Genomic DNA, 18,024 nt, shown 5'->3' with positions numbered 1-18,024 from the left:
CAATTCCGGACACATACCCACCCGGGTAAATTGCCCAATGGGTTCAAAGCCACGCCTCACGCAGAATTCAAAGCTCTTTCCGGAAACGGACCGCATATCATCACCTAACACACCTGTTAACAAGACCTAGTGCCCCATGCAGATCTACCTTCCTATCGCCGAAGTCTCTGTTAACGCTTTTCTGCTGCTGGGTTTGGGCGGTATGGTCGGTATCCTCTCCGGCATGTTTGGCGTCGGCGGCGGGTTCCTGATGACGCCGCTTCTGTTCTTTATCGGCATCCCTCCGGCCGTTGCTGTGGCAACCGAGGCGAACCAAATCGTCGCGTCTTCGTTTTCCGGTGTTCTGGCCCATTTCAGGCGTAAGACCGTCGACCTCAAGATGGGCACTGTCTTACTGACGGGAGGTCTAATGGGCGCGGCCCTTGGGGTGGTGGTATTCAACTACCTCAAAAGTCTTGGTCAGGTCGATCTGCTGGTTACCCTGTGCTATGTCGTCTTCCTCGGCGTGGTCGGCAGCCTGATGTTCATCGAAAGCCTAAATGCGCTGCGAAAGTCCAAAAAAGGTGGCGCTGCGCCTGCGAAACGACGACAGCGTGGCTGGGTGCATGCCATGCCCTTCAAAATGCGTTTCCGCACCTCGGGCCTTTATATCTCGGTCATCCCGCCGATTGTGGTCGGGCTGTGCGTTGGGGTTCTTTCAGCGATCATGGGGGTCGGAGGCGGCTTTATCATGGTGCCTGCTATGATCTATCTGCTGGGAATGCCCACCAAAGTTGTCGTCGGCACCTCGCTTTTTCAGATCATTTTCGTAACAGCGTTCACCACGATGCTGCACGCGACAACGAACTATACGGTCGATATCGTTCTGGCTGTTCTGCTGCTGGTCGGAGGCGTCATAGGCGCGCAGATCGGCACGGTGATCGGCGCGCGTATGCCGGCCGAGCAGCTGCGCGTTCTGCTGGCTGCGTTGGTTTTGGTCGTTTGCGGAAAGCTGGCGCTTGATTTGCTTTTAGAACCGTCCGAGCTGTATTCGCTGGGCGTGGAAGGGGGGCACTGATCATGCTGAAGCGCCTGATCCTTTTGCTTGCCCTGTGCGTGACGCCCGCGTTGGCCGAAGAAGAATCCGTTGTTCTTGGCCTTAGCCAGGATCGCGTGGCGATCACAGCCACGTTTGACGGGTCCGAGATTCTGATTTTCGGGGCCGTCAAACGCGAAACACCCATTCCGTCCGGTCCCCCGCTTGAGGTCATCGTCGCCGTTGCGGGGCCATCCAGCCCGGTGACCGTTCGCAGAAAAGAACGCAAGCTTGGCATTTGGGTCAATACCGACAGCGTTCTGGTCGACCTTGCGCCCAGTTTCTACGCCGTCGCAACAAGCGCGCCGCTGGATGACATTCTATCGGATACCGAAGACCTACGCTATCGTGTCTCGATTGAACGTGCGATCCGGTCTGTCGGTGCAGCGATGCACATTCGCGGGGCACAGGACTTCGCTGATGCCGTCGTGCGTATCCGCGAAGACGAAGGGCTGTATTCCATCCGCGAGGACACGGTTGCAGTGGACGAACAAACCTTATTTCGGACCTCAATCGACATGCCAGCGGACCTGACCGAAGGTGAGTACGCGGCGCGCATTTTCCTCACCCGTGGCGGCGCAGTCGTGTCGCAGTTTGAAACCATCATCGACGTGCGCAAAGTGGGGCTGGAACGGTTCCTTTATACAATGTCCCGCGAACAACCCGTCTGGTATGGGCTGATGTCTCTGGTCATCGCGATTGCCGCTGGCTGGGGCGCTTCTACCGCCTTCCGGCTACTACGCGAAACCTGAGTTACCCACGCCCAATGTAAGGCATCGTGGTCGCCATAACCGTCATGAACTGAACATTCGCATCAGGCGGCAAACTGGCCATGTGAAGCACCGAACGGGCAGCGTCACCAACGTCCATCGTGGGGTCCGGCAGCTGCCCCGCTGCGACGGCATTGTCTACCAAATCCTGCACCATCTGCGTCCGCGCGTTGCCGATATCGATCTGACCGCAGGCAACGCCAAATGCCCGCCCGTCCAAAGACAGGCTACGCGTCAACCCAGTGATCGCGTGTTTCGTTGCCGAGTAATGCACCGAATTTGGTCGCGGCACGTGGGCTGCAATCGATCCGTTATTGATGATCCGGCCGCCCTGAGGCGACTGGTGTCGCATGATCCGAAAGGCTTCGCGCGCGCATAGGAACATTCCGTTCAAGTTGACGTTTACACTTTGGTACCAGTCTTCCAACGCGATCTCATCAATGGTGCCGCCGGGGGCAAAGATACCCGCATTGTTGAACAGGACATCCAGCCTGTCCGCCCTATTGGAAAACGTCCGAAAGGCCCGAGATACCGCAACCGGATCCGTCACGTCGGCAGCCAGAACTATCGCCTTGGGGTGCTGTTGCGCAATTTCGTCCAGCTTATCGGCACTGCGGGCCAACAAACCTACGGTCCAACCCTCATTCAGAAACAGCTCGGCTGTGGCGCGCCCTATGCCAGAGCTTGCGCCGGTTACGACGATCGTCTTCATGTCTCTTCCGCCTCCAATGTCAGCGAGGCCGCCGGAACCGCCCTCAGATCATCCACGCGCAGAGGATAAGTCGGCTTGGCCAAACGGTTTCGCACCACCCAAATCAACCGTTCCTGCGCACGCGTGATGGCCACATAGGCCAGACGTTTCCAAAGGGGCTGCCCCGCTTCGGTTCGGCCCATCCGAGCAGCCGCGTAGATATCGGGTGCAAAGACCTGCACCGTGTCCCATTGCGAGCCCTGCGCCTTGTGGATGGTCACGGCCGCCCCATGCAGAAAGGTCGCGCCCATGCGGGCGGCATAGGGGATGAACGGCTCTTCCTCATCTGGCATTTCGATTTTCACGATCGAGGCCGCGCTGACCTGCGGGTCCTCGGCCCCCATGACGTGCAGGCGCGAAAAACCCGGCTTGCGACCCGGCCCCAGATAAACAACCTGCGCCCCTTTGATCAGCCCGCGCGCCTCAAGGTCCAGACGCTTCTTGCGATGCTTCAAGGGCAGTTCGATCCCATCACAGATCAGCGGCTCGCCTTCCAGCAATTCGGTGTCCGGGGCACCATGCACCTGCCGAAACGCCTGAATCAAACGGATACGTGTCGCATTGCGCCACACCAGAACCGGGCTGCGGGCCATCAGATCAACCTCGACCCGCTGCCCCCACACGACGCGGTCATCCTGCCGGGCCGTTTGTTCAACCAGACGCTCGAAATCTTCAAACCCCATGGCAGGGTCCGCCAGCGCATGGGCCAAATCCAGAATGGGGTTGTCTGCAGTCTGGCGGTGCACCCGGTGCAGGATCTGCTTACGCGGCTCGGGCAGACCATCAAAAACCATGCTACCCGATTGATTGACCGGAGCAAGCTGCGCCGGATCGCCAAACAGCAACAGCGTTGGGAAAATCTCCTGCAGGTCCTCGAACTGCCGGTCATCCAACATCGAAGCTTCGTCCACGAACCCTATATCCAAGGGTTCTTCCCGACGCTTCCAGCCAGTAATGAAATCCGAACCACGTAGCCCCGCCGCGGCCAATGCACCCGGAATGGACTTGTTGTTTTCATAAAACGCGGCGGCACGGTCCAGTGCCTCGTCCGTCAGCCCCTCGATCTCGGGGCGTTCGTCGTTTCCGGCCAGCCACTCGGCAATCCGCTCATATTCTGGGTCATAGACCGGGGTATAGAGGATGCGGTGGATCGTGGTCGCAGGAACCCCGCGCAACCGCAATACGCTGGCGGCCTTGTTGGTGGGGGCCAGAATTGCAAGGCTGCGTTTGTCCCGCGCCTTGCGGCTTTCAAAATCGCCCGAGACGATCTGAACGCCAGTTTCAGCCAGCGCCTTATAAAGCTCGGCCAACAGCAGCGTCTTGCCCGACCCAGCCTTGCCGATCACCGCCATCACACCGGATTTTCCGTTGCCCGGCAGTTTCAGCAAGGCATCGTCATCCAGATCAACGCCTGCCGACCTCAACATCTCTGCGATGTTGTCATAGGCGGCGGCCTGATCGTCCGAGAAGGTCACGAGGGGCGTAGACATGGCGCGACCCTACAAGGCCGCGCCAGCTATCACCAGATGCGGTTTCCGCTTTTCCGCAAGTTATGCCGACAGAGCAAACCGATGCTGCCGCGCGGTTCCGAAAGCGGTCTTGAACCAAAGACGCGACAGTTCACGCGGGATGCCGGCCCGTTCGGCCACACGGTTGCAATCGTCAGAAGAATAAGGCCCAGCCCTACCGAAATCTGATCACGCCCCGTTCCTTGCGACCCCAACACCACCGGAGACGACCCGATCAGCCGGTAAATCCTGATCATTCGTGCATCAAACACGCCGGCGATGTGGGTCAGGCCGAACCCTTCCATGATTTCGCCCCCGCTCAGCATGATAGCACCGGCGGTATGCGGGCTAGCGGTGCGCGACAGGCAAAACCGCGTTACCTCCCAGATCAGTGGGCTGTGGATCGGCTCACCTCCGGTCAAATGTCCGAAGACTTCGTTTACCATAACGCGCCCGGTTGTCGGCAACACACGCATCGAGCCGCCATGACTGCCGTCTTCTTCTTCCCAGATAACATAGAGCGGGTTCAGATCATCATACTGATCCCGCTCTTCCCCCCTTTCATTGACATATACGTCCCAACCCAGTCGGGTTTTGAACTGATCGGCTCGGTCGCGGAACATTCCGCCGGCGAGCTCCGGAAACTTGTTAAGTTCGTCGGCAAACAAATAGCGCAACATGACATTTCCCCTTGTCGTCCTGTGCAGGAACGAAGGGGGTACGAAGTCGTGGTTAATTTACCGTTCGAGGTGCGCGCGGCCGTTAAACGACTATTAATCCTCGGCTTAGCGCTGTTGCGATCGCATGGGTCGTGTTTTGTGCCCCAAGTTTGGCTCGGGCACTTTCGATATAGACCCTTAAGGTGTGTTCCGAGATCGACAACGAGTGCGCAACCTGTGCGCGGCTATAGCCCAACGCCAACAGGGTCATTGCATCCACCTAGCGAGGTGAAAGACTGCGCGGTACGTCCGGTTGACGAGCGCTTTCAAATTCCAGCGCTTTGCGATTGAAATAATGAGCAATCAAAATCAGCTCGCGCCCATGCGCATCAATAAATCTTTTCCAGCTGTTATCGTCGCAGGAATGGTTAACGGTGAACAAGGCAAACTGACCATTAGGACCTCGAATCGGGATAGAATAGCCCTGATTGCCCACCCCGTGTTCGAGCGCATCCTGAAGAAAACTCTTCGCCACCTTGCCCGACCAGTCCAAGGACTTCCAATCCACCGGGTGAAAGCGTTGGAAACAGCCCAGAATTACCGGATCAATACGGTGGTAATTCCGCTCGCGGTATCGTTCTGCCCAGGCGTCGGGATAGGTGGTATAACCGTACTGGTCACCTGCCCCGTCAACCCAATGATATATAGGATGTTCAACCTGTAGCCGGTCGCGCAACCTGACGGCAACATCGCTTAGTTCACCAAGCGTGCTGGTGTTTTCCAAGTCCTCCAGGACCTGAGCCATATCCGGTGTTGTTCCCATTCGCGGGCGTCCGAGCCTCATCCTTCAAGGACGCAATCTCGGCCGCTGCGATCAGCTTGGTGTCATCCAACTGCTCGGCAAGCGCGGTCAAACCGTTCTCAACGGCGAATGCGTTGAGATCCGACAAAACGTCCAGTATCCACTCATTTTTCGCCATCTAGAGTCGCTCCGAAACGGTTAACGAAGGGTTAACACAACCATAACATGTGCAGTGTTTTTGCGGCTATTCACTGGTTTCTACTCCCCAAAAATAGCGGGGTCGGGTTTTGCAAGTCGTTGAAAACGATCACCCGCGCCCAAAACGCAACGCACCCGCGAACCGAATTAACGATTCGCGGGCGCAATTTCTAGAGAAGCAGGCCTGTTACCCGCGTGCGTCCAGAACCTCTTCGAGGGTGCGCATTCCGGTGCGCGGTGCCTGAACCAGAACCGACATGTTGCCGGGCTTATGCTCGTTGCGCATCATTTTCATGTGGGCTTCGGGCAGCTCGTTCCACGCAAAGACTTCAGACATGCAGGGGTCCAGACGACGCTCGACCATCAGCTGGTTTGCCGCCGATGCCTGCTTCAGATGCGCAAAGTGCGAACCCTGAAGACGCTTCTGGTGCATCCACATATAACGCACGTCGAAGGTCAGGTTGTATCCGGTGGTGCCAGCACAGATCACGACCATGCCGCCCTTTTTCACCACGAAGGTCGAGACAGGGAAGGTGCTTTCGCCGGGGTGTTCGAACACCATGTCGACATTCACACCCTTGCCGGTGATGTCCCAGATGGCCTTGCCGAATTTGCGGGCCTCTTTGAACCACTCGGCATATTCCGGCGTGTTTACGGTAGGCAGCTGACCCCAGCAGTTGAAATCTTTGCGGTTCAGAACGCCCTTTGCGCCCAGACCCATCACGAAATCACGCTTGCTTTCATCCGAGATCACACCGATCGCATTTGCGCCCGCCGTATTGATCAACTGGATCGCATAAGACCCCAGACCACCCGAAGCGCCCCAAACCAAAACGTTCTGACCGGGTTTCAGGTCATGCGGCTCGTGACCGAAAAGCATCCGGTAGGCGGTGGCCAGTGTCAGCGTATAGCAGGCGCTTTCTTCCCAGGTCAGGTGCTTGGGGCGCGGCATCAACTGCTGCGCTTGGACATTGGTGAACTGGGCAAAAGACCCGTCCGGTGTCTCATAGCCCCAGATACGCTGGCTGTCGGAGTACATCGGATCGCCGCCATTGCAGGCTTCGTCGTCGCCGTCATCCTGATTGCAATGGATCACGACCTCATCACCCACTTTCCAGCGGCGCACTTTGTCGCCCACGGCCCAGACGATGCCCGAAGCATCCGAACCCGCGATATGGAACGGTTGACCGTGACCGTCAAACGGGCTGATCGGTTTGCCCAGCGACGCCCAAACGCCGTTATAATTCACACCAGCCGCCATCACCAGAACCAGCACCTCGTGGCTGTCCAGCTTGGGCACATCGACCACTTCCAGCTGCATGGCCGTGTCCGGCTCGCCATGGCGTTCCTTACGGATCGCCCACGCATACATTTTCTTAGGCACAAATCCCATCGGAGGGATTTCGCCCATCTCATAGAGGTCTTTTTCCGGCGCGTCGTAGGACGCGATACCGCTTTCGGTGTCCAGAGCCATGTTGGCCTCCTTTTATCTAACCCTTCGCCGCGATGCAGAATCGCCTGCGTTACCAGATGAGATATTTGGACCTGAGCAATATTGCAATAGAATTTGCATCTATTTTGTAATTTTATGACCCAGCGGGTGCAGAAATTTCTTTTGCTGGCGCAGCATCTCCAAACTCGATATCTTCTCGTGCAGAGGCCGCGTAGTAGTTCAACAGGTCAACCCGTTGACCAGATTGGGATATTTTTCCATCCACCTGCTTCAGGATCCGCCTCTGCACGAGTTGGTCCAGAGCCTGGGTAATCACAGTGTCATCTGGATCTGCCGAAGTTCCGTCGCGTCGCATGGAATCCGAAACAATACGTCGGACGTCATCTTCCAACAATTCACCACGTTCCTGGATCAGCTTGCAGATCGCCGGCAGAGGGACAAGCGGGATAGCATCTTTGATACGGCCCATCAGGGCACGCGCCAGATCCGTCATGACGTCCCGCTCATGCTCGGTACGAAACTCCTGCAAAGAGATCGGTTTCCCATACCGCACCGACGCTAGTCCGAACCGAGTGTATCGCCCGATCAGACGGCGACCGATCTGCTTGAGAATCCAACCCGTAATCACCCCAATACGGGCGCGAAAACGCCTTTCATTCCCCAGCGCAGCCTTTGTCAGGATCGTATCTTCAAGAACCCGGTCGTAATTCAGCGCGACAGGCACAAAGACCACATCTCGTCCATCCGGTTTGGTTCCATCCAGAATATACTTCAACAGACCCAGCTTAGGACGCCCCAGAGCACCACTTAGGCTTAATCCCCCTTCAGGGAACATAGCCTGCGTTACCCCTGCTTCGGTCGCGTGACGCACATAACAGGCTAGGACCTGTCGGTAGAGCTCGCTGCCCGATCTGCGACGGATAAAGTAAGCGCCCATGGCCCGGATCAAGCGGCTGAGCGGCCAGACACGTGCCCACTCGCCCACCGCATAGGACAATGCCGAGTGCTGCGCGGCCAGATACGTGACCAAAACGTAATCCATGTTGCTGCGATGGTTCATCACAAACACAACGGTTGCGTCGTGGTCGATGTTTTTTATCGCCTCCTCATCCTGATAGCTGAGGCGCACATCGTAGAACGCATTGCTCAGCATGCGGGCGACCCGAATTGCAAAACTGAAATACGCCACCGCCGAGAAAGATGGCACGATCTCACGCGCGTAACGGCGGGCGGTTTCGAAAGCCACCGCTTCGGGGACGCCGGTTTCATGTGCATGATCCTGAACCGCTTGTCCCACTTGGGGGTCGTAAATCAGGCGCTGGATCATGTCGTGCCGCTCGGCCAGCTTGAAAGGCTGAATCGGGCGCTGCAGCCGCGTATTCAGGCGCTTCACCGCACGTTCAAGGCGACGACGAAAGAACCATCGCACGGACGGAAACAGAAAATGCGAAGCAAATGTGACCGCGGCAAACACCAGGATCAGCAAAAACAGCCAAAGCGGAAGCTCCACGGTCTCAGTCATGCGCGCACCCTGACAGCAAACGTTGCGTCCTACAATCACAAGAACTGCATATGCCGCATCGCAGCGAATTGACATATCCCAAAAATTGCGCTTTAGAAGCCTTCAAAGTAATTTTATTGCCCACCAAGGACACGAGGCCCGCTATGACGCAGACGCAGAAAGATCGCCCCTGGCTCATCCGAACCTACGCCGGTCATTCCACCGCAAAGGCGTCGAACACATTGTATCGCGGCAATCTGGCAAAGGGTCAGACCGGGCTGTCAGTGGCCTTCGATTTGCCCACTCAAACTGGCTATGACAGCGACCATACGTTGGCACGGGGCGAGGTTGGGAAAGTCGGTGTTCCTATCAGTCACTTGGGCGACATGCGGGTTCTGTTCGACCAGATTCCCCTGGAGCAGATGAATACCTCGATGACCATCAACGCAACGGCACCATGGTTGCTGGCGCTGTATATCGCCGTGGCCGAGGAGCAGGGTGCTGATGTATCCAAGCTGCAAGGGACGGTTCAGAACGACCTGATCAAGGAATATCTGAGCCGCGGTACTTACGTGTGCCCGCCGAAACCGTCGCTGAAGATGATCGCGGATGTGGCCGAGTACTGCTATACCAACGTGCCAAAATGGAACCCGATGAACGTGTGTTCCTATCACTTACAAGAAGCTGGCGCGACACCCGAACAAGAACTGGCCTATGCATTGGCAACGGCCATTGCCGTTCTGGACGAGCTGCGCCCGCGCGTACCGGCCGAAGATTTCCCCGCGCTCTGCGGTCGGATTTCGTTTTTTGTGAACGCGGGCATCCGTTTTGTCACCGAGATGTGCAAGATGCGCGCCTTCGTGGATCTTTGGGACGAGATTCTGAAAGACCGTTACGGGGTCGAAGATCCCAAGTTCCGCCGCTTCCGCTACGGCGTGCAGGTGAACTCGCTCGGCTTGACCGAGCAACAACCAGAAAACAACGTCTATCGCATCCTGATCGAGATGTTGGCCGTGACTCTGTCGAAAAAGGCCCGCGCCCGCGCGGTTCAGTTGCCTGCCTGGAACGAGGCGCTGGGTCTGCCCCGCCCATGGGATCAGCAATGGTCGATGCGGATGCAGCAGATTCTGGCCTATGAGACCGATCTTCTGGAATACGGCGATCTGTTCGACGGCAACCCCGCTGTCGACGCTAAGGTCGAAGAACTGAAAGCAGGCGCGCGCGCCGAGTTGGCAAATCTGGATTCGATGGGTGGTGCTGTCGCTTCGATCGAATACATGAAGTCCCGTCTGGTGGACTCGAACGCCGAGCGCCTGAATCGCATCGAACGTAATGAAACCGTTGTCGTCGGCGTGAACAAGTGGACCGAAGGTGAACCCTCACCGCTGCAGACCGAGGACGGCGGCATCATGGTTGTCGATCCAGCGGTCGAGCAAGAGCAGATCAGCCGTCTCAACGAATGGCGCTCCGAGCGCGATGACGCGGCCGTTACCGCGGCGTTGGCGTCATTGCGCGAAGCGGCGCAGACAGGTGCGAACGTCATGGAGCCTTCGATCGGAGCTGCCAAGGCCGGTGTCACCACTGGCGAATGGGCCGAAGAAATGCGCAAGGTTTATGGCACCTATCGTGGGCCGACCGGTGTGTCCGGGTCGGTATCGAACAAAACCGAAGGTTTGGAAGACCTGCGCGCCGCTGTGGATGCGGTCAGCGACAAGCTTGGTCGTCGTCTGAAGTTTCTGGTCGGCAAGCCAGGGTTGGACGGCCATTCAAACGGCGCGGAACAGATCGCTTTCCGCGCCCGCGATTGCGGTATGGACATCAGCTATGAAGGCATCCGTCTGACACCCGAAGAAATTGTGACCGCGGCGATGGAAGATCAGGCTCATGTGATTGGCCTTTCAATCTTGTCGGGCAGCCATATTCCTCTGGTGCAGGATGTCATGGCGCGCCTGAATACCGCCGGCTTAGACGTTCCGGTAATTGTCGGCGGGATCATCCCCGAAGATGATGCGGAAAAGCTGAGGGCAATGGGCGTCGCGCAGATCTATACCCCCAAGAACTTTGAGCTGAACGCAATAATGGGGGATATTGTTACGCTGGTTGACCCTCAAAACATTGCCGCTCAATAACAGTCGCATTACCTGTTCTTTTTCAATATCTATTCCATGGTAAATTGGGATAGATATCGCCCGTTGTTGGATTTACGGCATTGCTTTGAAAACGCCGTAATAAAACTTGGGCTGGGAGAACACGAATGGCGATTAACCTTGAAAAAATGTCGCGCAAAGAGCTGATTGACCTGCGCGGGCAGTTAGATAAGGCATTAATAAAAGCAGAAAAACGCGAACGGCAAGAGGCTTTGAAAGCTGCAGAAAAAGCTGCGGCTGAATTCGGCTTTTCCTTGTCTGAATTGTCGGATGGCGGCATCGGATCGGGCAGTAAACCAAAAGCAAATGCCAAATATCGCAACCCATCTGAGCCAACTCAAACGTGGTCTGGACGCGGACGCAAACCGCAATGGGTTCATGACGCGCTCAATTCCGGAGCGGATATAGCCGATTTGGAAATCTGATAGGAATTAACTTTGACATGACAATTCATATTGGTGCCGAAAAAGGCGAAATTGCAGAAACGGTTCTTTTGCCCGGCGACCCATACCGGGCAAAATGGGCGGCCGAAACGTTTCTGGACGACGTAAAACAAGTCAACAATGTGCGCGGCATGTTGGGGTTCACCGGGACGTGGAAGGGCAACCGCGTAACCATTCAGGGCAGCGGGATGGGTATGCCATCGCTCTCGATCTACGTGAACGAGCTGATCCGCGATTATGGAGCCAAGACCCTGATCCGCATCGGTTCATGCGGCGGCATGCAGGATAAGGTCAATATCCGCGACGTGATCCTTGCCATGACATCGACCACGCTTAGCACGCCGTCCCGCGGGATCATGAAAGAGCTGAATTTTGCCCCGTGTGCGGATTGGGACCTGTTGCAAGCCGCCGCGACGGCTGCAGCCGCGAAGGGTACGCCGACCCATGTAGGGGGCATTTACTCGTCCGACGTTTTTTATGATGAGCGCCCCGACTTGAATGAACAGATGGTGCGTCATGGTATCTTGGGCGTCGAAATGGAAGCTGCCGAGTTGTATATTCTGGCCGCCCGCCATCAATGCAGGGCACTGGCCGTTCTCACCGTCTCGGACCACTTGCTGACCGGAGAGGCTCTGCCCTCTTCCGAGCGTGAAAGCAGCTTTGGCGATATGGTCGAGATCGCTCTGCACGCAGCCTTTCCCGCAGCATAGATTCAAGCAGGGCGAAACTGCCCTGCTTGTTTAGCGCTCTCTAAGACATATGTTCGGCCCGTCTTTACCCTCATGCTGGGCGCCGCAAAACGCGCAGACCCAGATGCCTTCCTTTCGATGTTGACGCCACCGGCAATCGCGGGACAGTGACGTCGTTCTGGACCGCCAATAAAGGTAGGCGAAAACACCGGCGGCAAGTAAAAGCAACAGAACAGGCATGGCTATCCATTGCCCATTCCGCCCATCGCATCAAGCCGCGTTCGCGTATTCAAAAAGCTCAGGTTCGCGCAGCTCTGCAGTTTCGGTGGGTTCAGGCATGTAGTAAGCCCACGCCTGTTCCAAAAGCGCCAGCGCCTCAGCTGCGTTCGATTTGTTTTCAGATTCCTGCACTTGCATCGGAGCGATCCCATTCCGGTTCCATCACTCCTCCCTGTGCGGAAAATAGGCTGTCAAGCTGCGGGGGTCACCTCATCTTTTTGCAGTCTCGCCATTCCTCATTTGCATGCAAGGCTGGCATATGGTTTTGCCAACCTTGCAGGTCATCTGATTTACGCGGTGACACAGGCATTCGCTTGGGCGGCCTGCGCTTCGCTAACCCCGTTGCCCGGAACAAACACCTCGGTGTGTTTGCCATCTTTACGGACAATCTGAGTGGTGAATTGGCCTTCAATCCCGGCTTGATTTGCGCAATCCACCTGTTTGAAAACAAGGTCCGCCCGGCTGCCACTTGACCCGCTGCAGGCGGACACAACCGCAAGCGCAACGAGGGGAAAAACCTTTGTCAGCATTCTAGTCATTGAGATACTCCGATATTTCAATACCCGCATGACACGAAAAACCCCGGGAGATTTCCATCCCAGGGTTTGTCATTTTTTGAAACTGTGATCAAACTGCCCGTTCGACCATCATCTTTTTGATTTCGGCAATCGCCTTGGCCGGGTTCAGGCCCTTGGGGCAAGTCTTGGCGCAGTTCATGATCGTGTGGCAACGATACAGTTTGAAGGGATCTTCTAACTCGTCCAGACGTTCACCCGTGGCTTCATCACGGCTGTCGATGATCCAGCGATAGGCGTGCAACAAAGCTGCGGGCCCAAGGTAGCGATCGCCATTCCACCAATAGCTGGGGCACGAGGTCGAGCAGCTTGCGCACATCACGCACTCATACAGACCATCCAGCTTTTTGCGATCTTCGATGGACTGCTTCCACTCTTTCGCGGGGCGGTTGGTCTTGGTTTCCAGCCATGGCATGATCGAGGCATGCTGAGCATAGAAATGCGTCAGGTCCGGTATCAGGTCCTTGACGACCGGCATATGCGGCAGCGGGTAAATCTTAACATCGCCCTTGATCTCATCCATACCATAGATACAGGCCAACGTGTTGATCCCGTCGATGTTCATCGCGCAGGATCCGCAAATGCCTTCGCGGCAGGACCGGCGGAAAGTCAGGGTTGGGTCAATCTCGTTCTTGATCTTGATCAGCGCGTCCAAAACCATTGGACCACAGTTGTCCATATCAACGAAATAGGTATCAACCCTAGGATTCTGACCATCATCCGGGTTCCAGCGATAGATCTGAAACTTGCGCACGTTGGTTGCGCCATCCGGCTTGGGCCAGGTTTTTCCGGTTGTGATCCGGGAATTCTTTGGCAGGGTGAGCTGTACCATTTCCGACCTCGCTAAATTCCTGCGTATTGATACACTCAGAACCGCTGAAAGCCAACCATTTAGCCTTGAAAACACCCAATAAAAATAGGCAAATTCGCCTATGCACCGGGATTTAGCAATCAGGCAAGACCCCGCAAATGATGAGCAGCATCCGGGACCCTAAATGCAAACCAAAGTCGCCAATTTCCCATACGGCACGAAGAACCCTTATCAGGATATGATGTATTCGGCTTGCAGCCCCGAATTCACTTTGTCCGCCCCACGCGAGGTTTCGTTTGCGCAATTCGCAAACCCCGATTTCAGAGCAGCACACAGGATTATTCATCTTCATTGGGATGACCGCCTGTTCCGTATCGTCGAATCCGATGACACAAGTCCGCTTTTTCAAGAAGTCAAACAAGGGCTAGAGCGCTACCGGGAAAACGGCGGGCGTCTGATTTGGACCATCCACAACCAGGCAGCGCATTCGCAGGCCGAGCTTACCGACAATTTTCGGCAGATTCGCCAGCAACTGACTCAGATGTCTGACCTGATTCATGTGCATACACTCCACGCGGCGCGTCACATGATCTCGGAATATGGTGCAGATTCAGAGAAGATTCGATTGATTCCCCATCCAAGTTACCTTGGCGTCTATGAGCCGACGGAGGTCACGCTTAACCGGTCAGCGCCCGCAAACCAACCGATCCGATTCCTGGCTTTTGGTGCAATGCGTGGAAATCGTGACCTGGACAAGCTGCATGAAGCCGCCCGCAAATTGACCAATCGCGGACATTCGTTCGAGCTATCGGTGGTCGGGAAAGTCTTTCGCTCGGGACGCAGGCTAATGCGTCAGAAAGTCCGCGCCTTCGGTGCGATTTTCTTGAGGCTGATTCCGCCTTCGGCTTCGGTCGTCAGCGGGTCCGCAATCACAGGACGATAGCTGAGCTCAACCTTATTACCCTCGACCCGGCTGACGGTGTGAACACGCCAGTTCTCATCATCGCGCTCGGCAAAATCCTCATGGGCATGGGCACCACGAGATTCCTTACGCGCTTCGGCTCCGACGATCGTTGCCAATGCGCTCGGCATCAGGTTGCCCAGTTCCAGCGTCTCCATCAGGTCGCTATTCCACACCAACGAGCGGTCGGTGACTTTCAGATCATCCATCTTAGCCGCAATGGCCGTCATCTTTTCGACGCCTTCGGCCATGGTCTTAGCGGTACGGAATACTGCCGCGTCAGCCTGCATGGTTTTCTGCATCTCAAGCCGCAGGTCGGCGGTCGGAATCGAACCATTGGCGTTGCGTGCCGTATCGAACCGGTCAAAAGCCTTATCGACCGACGCCTGATTCAGCACCGGATTCGCAGCCTCGGCATCTACAACCTTACCGGCCCGGATCGCGGCCGCGCGGCCAAAGACCACAAGGTCGATCAAAGAGTTCGAGCCCAAGCGGTTTGCCCCATGAACTGAGGCACAACCGGCCTCGCCCACAGCCATCAGGCCGGGAACCACGGCGGTTGGATTATCGGCGGTGGGGTTCAGAACCTCGCCCCAATAGTTTGTGGGGATACCGCCCATGTTGTAGTGAACCGTCGGCAGAACCGGGATCGGTTCCTTGGTGACATCCACGCCCGCAAAGACGCGCGCAGATTCTGAAATGCCCGGCAAACGCTCGGCCAGCGCCTCGGCAGGCAGGTGGCTGAGGTTCAGGTGGATATGGTCGCCATTGTCACCGTGGCCACGGCCTTCGCGGATTTCCATCGTCATCGAACGGCTTACATAGTCACGGGGCGCCAGGTCTTTGTACTGGGGCGCATAGCGCTCCATAAACCGCTCGCCTTCCGAGTTGGTCAGGTATCCGCCCTCTCCTCGCGCGCCTTCGGTGATCAAGCAGCCCGAACCGTAGATGCCGGTGGGGTGGAACTGCACGAACTCCATATCCTGCAAGGCCAGGCCTGCACGGGCCACCATGCCGCCGCCGTCGCCGGTGCAGGTATGGGCCGAGGTTGCGCTGAAATAGGCGCGACCGTAACCGCCGGTCGCCAGCACAACCATCTTGGCATTGAAAACATGCATCGTGCCGTCGTCCAGCTTCCAGCAGACGACGCCCTGACACTGCCCATCGTCGGACATGATCAGGTCGATGGCGAAGTATTCGATGTAGAACTCGGCGTTGTTCTTCAGCGATTGCCCGTACAGAGTATGCAGGATCGCGTGGCCGGTCCGGTCAGCAGCCGCACAGGTGCGCTGCACTGCAGGGCCTTCGCCAAATTCGGTGGTGTGGCCACCGAACGGGCGCTGATAGATCTTACCTTCCTCGGTCCGGCTGAAAGGCACACCGTAGTGCTCCAGCTCGTACACGGCCTTGGGCGCCTCACGCGCGAGGTATTCCATTGCGTCAGTATCGCCCAGCCAGTCCGAGCCTTTGACGGTGTCGTACATGTGCCACTGCCAGTGGTCCGGACCCATATTCGACAGTGACGCGGCAATGCCGCCCTGCGCCGCCACTGTATGCGAGCGGGTCGGAAAAACCTTGGTTACACAGGCGGTGCGCAACCCTTGTTCGGCCATGCCCAGGGTGGCCCGCAGACCCGCCCCACCGGCGCCGACAACGACCACGTCATATTCGTGCGTTTCGTATTCGTATGCAGCCATTTCTTTCAGCTCCGGGAATTAGAGGGCAATGCGGGCGATGGCGAATAGGCCCGCCGCAGCCGCGCCGTAGGACAAGCAGGTGGTCAGGATGATCAGGACCTTCTCGGTCGTGCCGTGGGTATAATCCTCAAGCATCACCTGCGCCCCTTCGGCGAAGTGTTTCATGCCGATCACAAGCGTCAGTGCCGCAACAATTGCCGGGAACGGGCGCGAATAGTAGTCCAGCACCACATCATAAGGCTGCCCCAGCATGGGACCAAAGGTGAAGATGAACAGCGGAACAAGGATCAGCAATGCCACCGAGCTGACCTTCATCCGCCAGAAATGAGCTGTGCCTGCCTTGGCCGATCCAAGGCCACTGGCGCGTTTGCGGTCTGTCAGATAACGCATGTCTGGCCTCCTTTACGCAACGATGATCAGGGTCAGCAGGGTCAGGACAACCGACCCGATGACAACCGCCCAACCCAGCTTCTCCGCGACCGGCAACTCCAGCCCCTTCGCGTTGTCCCAGATCAGGTGCCGAACACCTGCCAGCGTGTGGTACCACAACCCCCACAGGGACAGAGCCATCACAAGATCACCCAAAACCGATGTCAGCCACCAATTCGCACGCTCGTATGCTTCGGGCGAGGATGCGGCGGCCAGAAACCACCATACGATCAGCAAGGCCGCCACGATCATCGCGTTCCCGGTGATACGGGTCAGAATAGAGGTGACCGAGGTCAACTGCGGGCGATAGATCGACAGATGCGGCGATAACGGGCGATTGCCCCGGTTAACATCGGCCATGGCGGCTCCTTTTCGGTTGGCTACCGAACGTTTTACTGTTTTTTGCGACTCTGTCACGTGCTGCAGATGCAAAAAAGCCTAATATTGGAGCAAAATGACGCATATTTGAGAATTGTGATCACACAAAATAATGACGTGATCACAAATGAATTCAAGTCCATCGAGTGTTAGCGCCGCGACTTCCGAATCTGCATTCACTCAGTCCAGACCTGCGGTTTGCTGCGTCACTTCCCGCAACAATTTCTTGCGAATACGTTCGGGGTAATCTTCAAACCCCGCAGCCGAGACCACAAAGGCCCCTTCGCCCACGATCACGTTTTCAAAGAAGTAGGCGGTCAGCTCTGGTTCGCTTTCTTCGATCGCAATCGCGTTCACTGTTACACCTTGGCTACGCAAAACTTCATGTATCTCGCTAGGCTCAACCCCTTCGTTAGAGGTTCCATCGCCCGAGATATCGATAAGATGCCTTTTGCAGGTGGCGACTTCGTCAAAACTCGACAGCGTCATTTCCAGGGCCTCGCCTATTGCGGTCGAGAAATTACGCCAGACGCGCGGGTCAGCAGCCACCTGATCTGCAAACAGATCCAGCGTTTCGAAACTGTCGATATTGGTCCAGGGGATTGTGATCTTCTGCCGCGAGGCGCCTGTCCATTGCACAAGCATCAAGCGGGCCTGACCACGCACCAGTGCTTCAGACACGATGGGATCGCGCAAACCTGCAGCCAACCCGTCCATCTGAATACGGTATTCCGAGGAATCAACCGATCCAGAGACATCCACTGCCAACGCCAGCGCAAGATCGCAGGCCATGGCGGGTGAAGCCAGGCAAAAACTCAAAGCTATGGATCGGAACGCGCGCATGACCGCAGCCTAGCACGAATGACGCGGGCTGCGATCACATGAATGTGGGTAGGTA

General features: G+C 56.7%; 18 protein-coding genes and 2 pseudogenes. 6 read left to right on the top strand and 14 right to left on the bottom strand.

Translation table 11 applies throughout. The features are described 5' to 3' along the window. Window positions 1-136: 136 nt before the first annotated feature. Entirely contained in the window at window positions 137-1,057 is a 921-nt protein-coding gene (locus tag AC2TAD_RS07360; RefSeq protein ID WP_170353497.1) for a sulfite exporter TauE/SafE family protein, read from the top strand. Window positions 1,058-1,059: 2 nt separating this feature from the next. Further along, the gene (locus tag AC2TAD_RS07355; protein ID WP_170353498.1) at window positions 1,060-1,827 is read left to right on the top strand and encodes a TIGR02186 family protein; all 768 of its coding nucleotides are present in this window, start codon (window positions 1,060-1,062) and stop codon (window positions 1,825-1,827) included. A gap of 1 nt (window position 1,828) precedes the next feature. On the opposite strand, the gene AC2TAD_RS07350 is transcribed toward AC2TAD_RS07355, so the two are convergent. The 7 genes and pseudogenes from AC2TAD_RS07350 to AC2TAD_RS07320 form a co-directional block, all read right to left on the bottom strand. After that, a complete protein-coding gene (locus AC2TAD_RS07350) occupies window positions 1,829-2,557 on the bottom strand; it encodes an SDR family oxidoreductase (protein ID WP_480866877.1) in 729 nt (242 codons plus the stop codon). Then, window positions 2,554-4,086, bottom strand: coding sequence for an ATP-dependent DNA helicase (locus AC2TAD_RS07345; protein ID WP_170353500.1), 1,533 nt, complete (start codon window positions 4,084-4,086; stop codon window positions 2,554-2,556). The genes AC2TAD_RS07350 and AC2TAD_RS07345 overlap by 4 nt, the downstream gene beginning before the upstream one ends. A gap of 60 nt (window positions 4,087-4,146) precedes the next feature. Further along, a pseudogene (locus AC2TAD_RS07340) lies at window positions 4,147-4,784 on the bottom strand (acyl-homoserine-lactone synthase). An 82-nt stretch (window positions 4,785-4,866) separates the two neighbouring features. Continuing rightward, window positions 4,867-5,586, bottom strand: a pseudogene (locus AC2TAD_RS07335) (helix-turn-helix transcriptional regulator). Beyond that, window positions 5,522-5,743, bottom strand: a complete 222-nt coding sequence (locus tag AC2TAD_RS07330; protein ID WP_480866875.1) for a hypothetical protein — start codon at window positions 5,741-5,743, stop codon at window positions 5,522-5,524. The pseudogene AC2TAD_RS07335 and the gene AC2TAD_RS07330 overlap by 65 nt, the downstream one beginning before the upstream one ends. Window positions 5,744-5,950: 207 nt before the next feature. After that, entirely contained in the window at window positions 5,951-7,237 is a 1,287-nt protein-coding gene (gene ccrA, locus AC2TAD_RS07325) for a crotonyl-CoA carboxylase/reductase (protein WP_170751771.1), read from the bottom strand. A gap of 112 nt (window positions 7,238-7,349) precedes the next feature. Next, the gene (locus AC2TAD_RS07320) at window positions 7,350-8,738 is read right to left on the bottom strand and encodes a 1-acyl-sn-glycerol-3-phosphate acyltransferase (RefSeq protein ID WP_480866873.1); all 1,389 of its coding nucleotides are present in this window, start codon (window positions 8,736-8,738) and stop codon (window positions 7,350-7,352) included. A gap of 143 nt (window positions 8,739-8,881) precedes the next feature. Here AC2TAD_RS07320 and AC2TAD_RS07315 point away from each other — a divergent pair, with 143 nt between their 5' ends. The 3 genes from AC2TAD_RS07315 (at window position 8,882) to deoD (ending at window position 12,017) form a co-directional block, all read left to right on the top strand. Then, entirely contained in the window at window positions 8,882-10,846 is a 1,965-nt protein-coding gene (locus tag AC2TAD_RS07315) for a methylmalonyl-CoA mutase family protein (protein WP_480866871.1), read from the top strand. A gap of 125 nt (window positions 10,847-10,971) precedes the next feature. Next, a complete protein-coding gene (locus AC2TAD_RS07310; RefSeq protein WP_170353506.1) occupies window positions 10,972-11,289 on the top strand; it encodes an H-NS histone family protein in 318 nt (105 codons plus the stop codon). A gap of 17 nt (window positions 11,290-11,306) precedes the next feature. Further along, the gene (deoD, locus tag AC2TAD_RS07305) at window positions 11,307-12,017 is read left to right on the top strand and encodes a purine-nucleoside phosphorylase (protein WP_480866869.1); all 711 of its coding nucleotides are present in this window, start codon (window positions 11,307-11,309) and stop codon (window positions 12,015-12,017) included. Between the two features lie 249 nt (window positions 12,018-12,266). Here the strand turns inward: deoD and AC2TAD_RS07300 are convergent, their stop codons facing one another. The 3 genes from AC2TAD_RS07300 to AC2TAD_RS07290 form a co-directional block, all read right to left on the bottom strand. Further along, a complete protein-coding gene (locus AC2TAD_RS07300; RefSeq protein ID WP_170751779.1) occupies window positions 12,267-12,413 on the bottom strand; it encodes a hypothetical protein in 147 nt (48 codons plus the stop codon). A gap of 152 nt (window positions 12,414-12,565) precedes the next feature. Next, on the bottom strand, window positions 12,566-12,814 hold the full coding sequence (locus AC2TAD_RS07295; protein WP_353391217.1) for a hypothetical protein: 249 nt from the start codon (window positions 12,812-12,814) through the stop codon (window positions 12,566-12,568). Window positions 12,815-12,902: 88 nt separating this feature from the next. Then, complete coding sequence (locus tag AC2TAD_RS07290; protein ID WP_170751781.1) at window positions 12,903-13,682, bottom strand: succinate dehydrogenase iron-sulfur subunit; 780 nt, start codon at window positions 13,680-13,682, stop codon at window positions 12,903-12,905. 163 nt (window positions 13,683-13,845) lie between these two features. Here AC2TAD_RS07290 and AC2TAD_RS07285 point away from each other — a divergent pair, with 163 nt between their 5' ends. Further along, window positions 13,846-14,604: a glycosyltransferase family protein gene (locus AC2TAD_RS07285; RefSeq protein WP_480866867.1), complete on the top strand. Its 759-nt coding sequence runs from the start codon at window positions 13,846-13,848 to the stop codon at window positions 14,602-14,604. Here AC2TAD_RS07285 and sdhA read toward each other — a convergent pair. The 4 genes from sdhA to AC2TAD_RS07265 form a co-directional block, all read right to left on the bottom strand. Beyond that, entirely contained in the window at window positions 14,514-16,319 is a 1,806-nt protein-coding gene (gene sdhA / locus AC2TAD_RS07280) for a succinate dehydrogenase flavoprotein subunit (protein WP_353391215.1), read from the bottom strand. The genes AC2TAD_RS07285 and sdhA overlap by 91 nt on opposite strands. An 18-nt stretch (window positions 16,320-16,337) precedes the next feature. Then, the gene (gene sdhD / locus AC2TAD_RS07275) at window positions 16,338-16,709 is read right to left on the bottom strand and encodes a succinate dehydrogenase, hydrophobic membrane anchor protein (protein ID WP_170353513.1); all 372 of its coding nucleotides are present in this window, start codon (window positions 16,707-16,709) and stop codon (window positions 16,338-16,340) included. A 12-nt stretch (window positions 16,710-16,721) separates the two neighbouring features. After that, complete coding sequence (sdhC, locus tag AC2TAD_RS07270) at window positions 16,722-17,108, bottom strand: succinate dehydrogenase, cytochrome b556 subunit (protein ID WP_170353514.1); 387 nt, start codon at window positions 17,106-17,108, stop codon at window positions 16,722-16,724. Window positions 17,109-17,306: 198 nt separating this feature from the next. Next, window positions 17,307-17,969, bottom strand: a complete 663-nt coding sequence (locus tag AC2TAD_RS07265) for a DUF1194 domain-containing protein (RefSeq protein ID WP_480866865.1) — start codon at window positions 17,967-17,969, stop codon at window positions 17,307-17,309. Window positions 17,970-18,024 lie beyond the last annotated feature (55 nt).

It is taken from the genome of Ruegeria sp. HKCCD7628 (assembly GCF_057221005.1).
The sequence above is the reverse complement of the archived record's forward strand: the minus strand, read 5'-3'. Positions and strand labels throughout refer to the sequence as shown.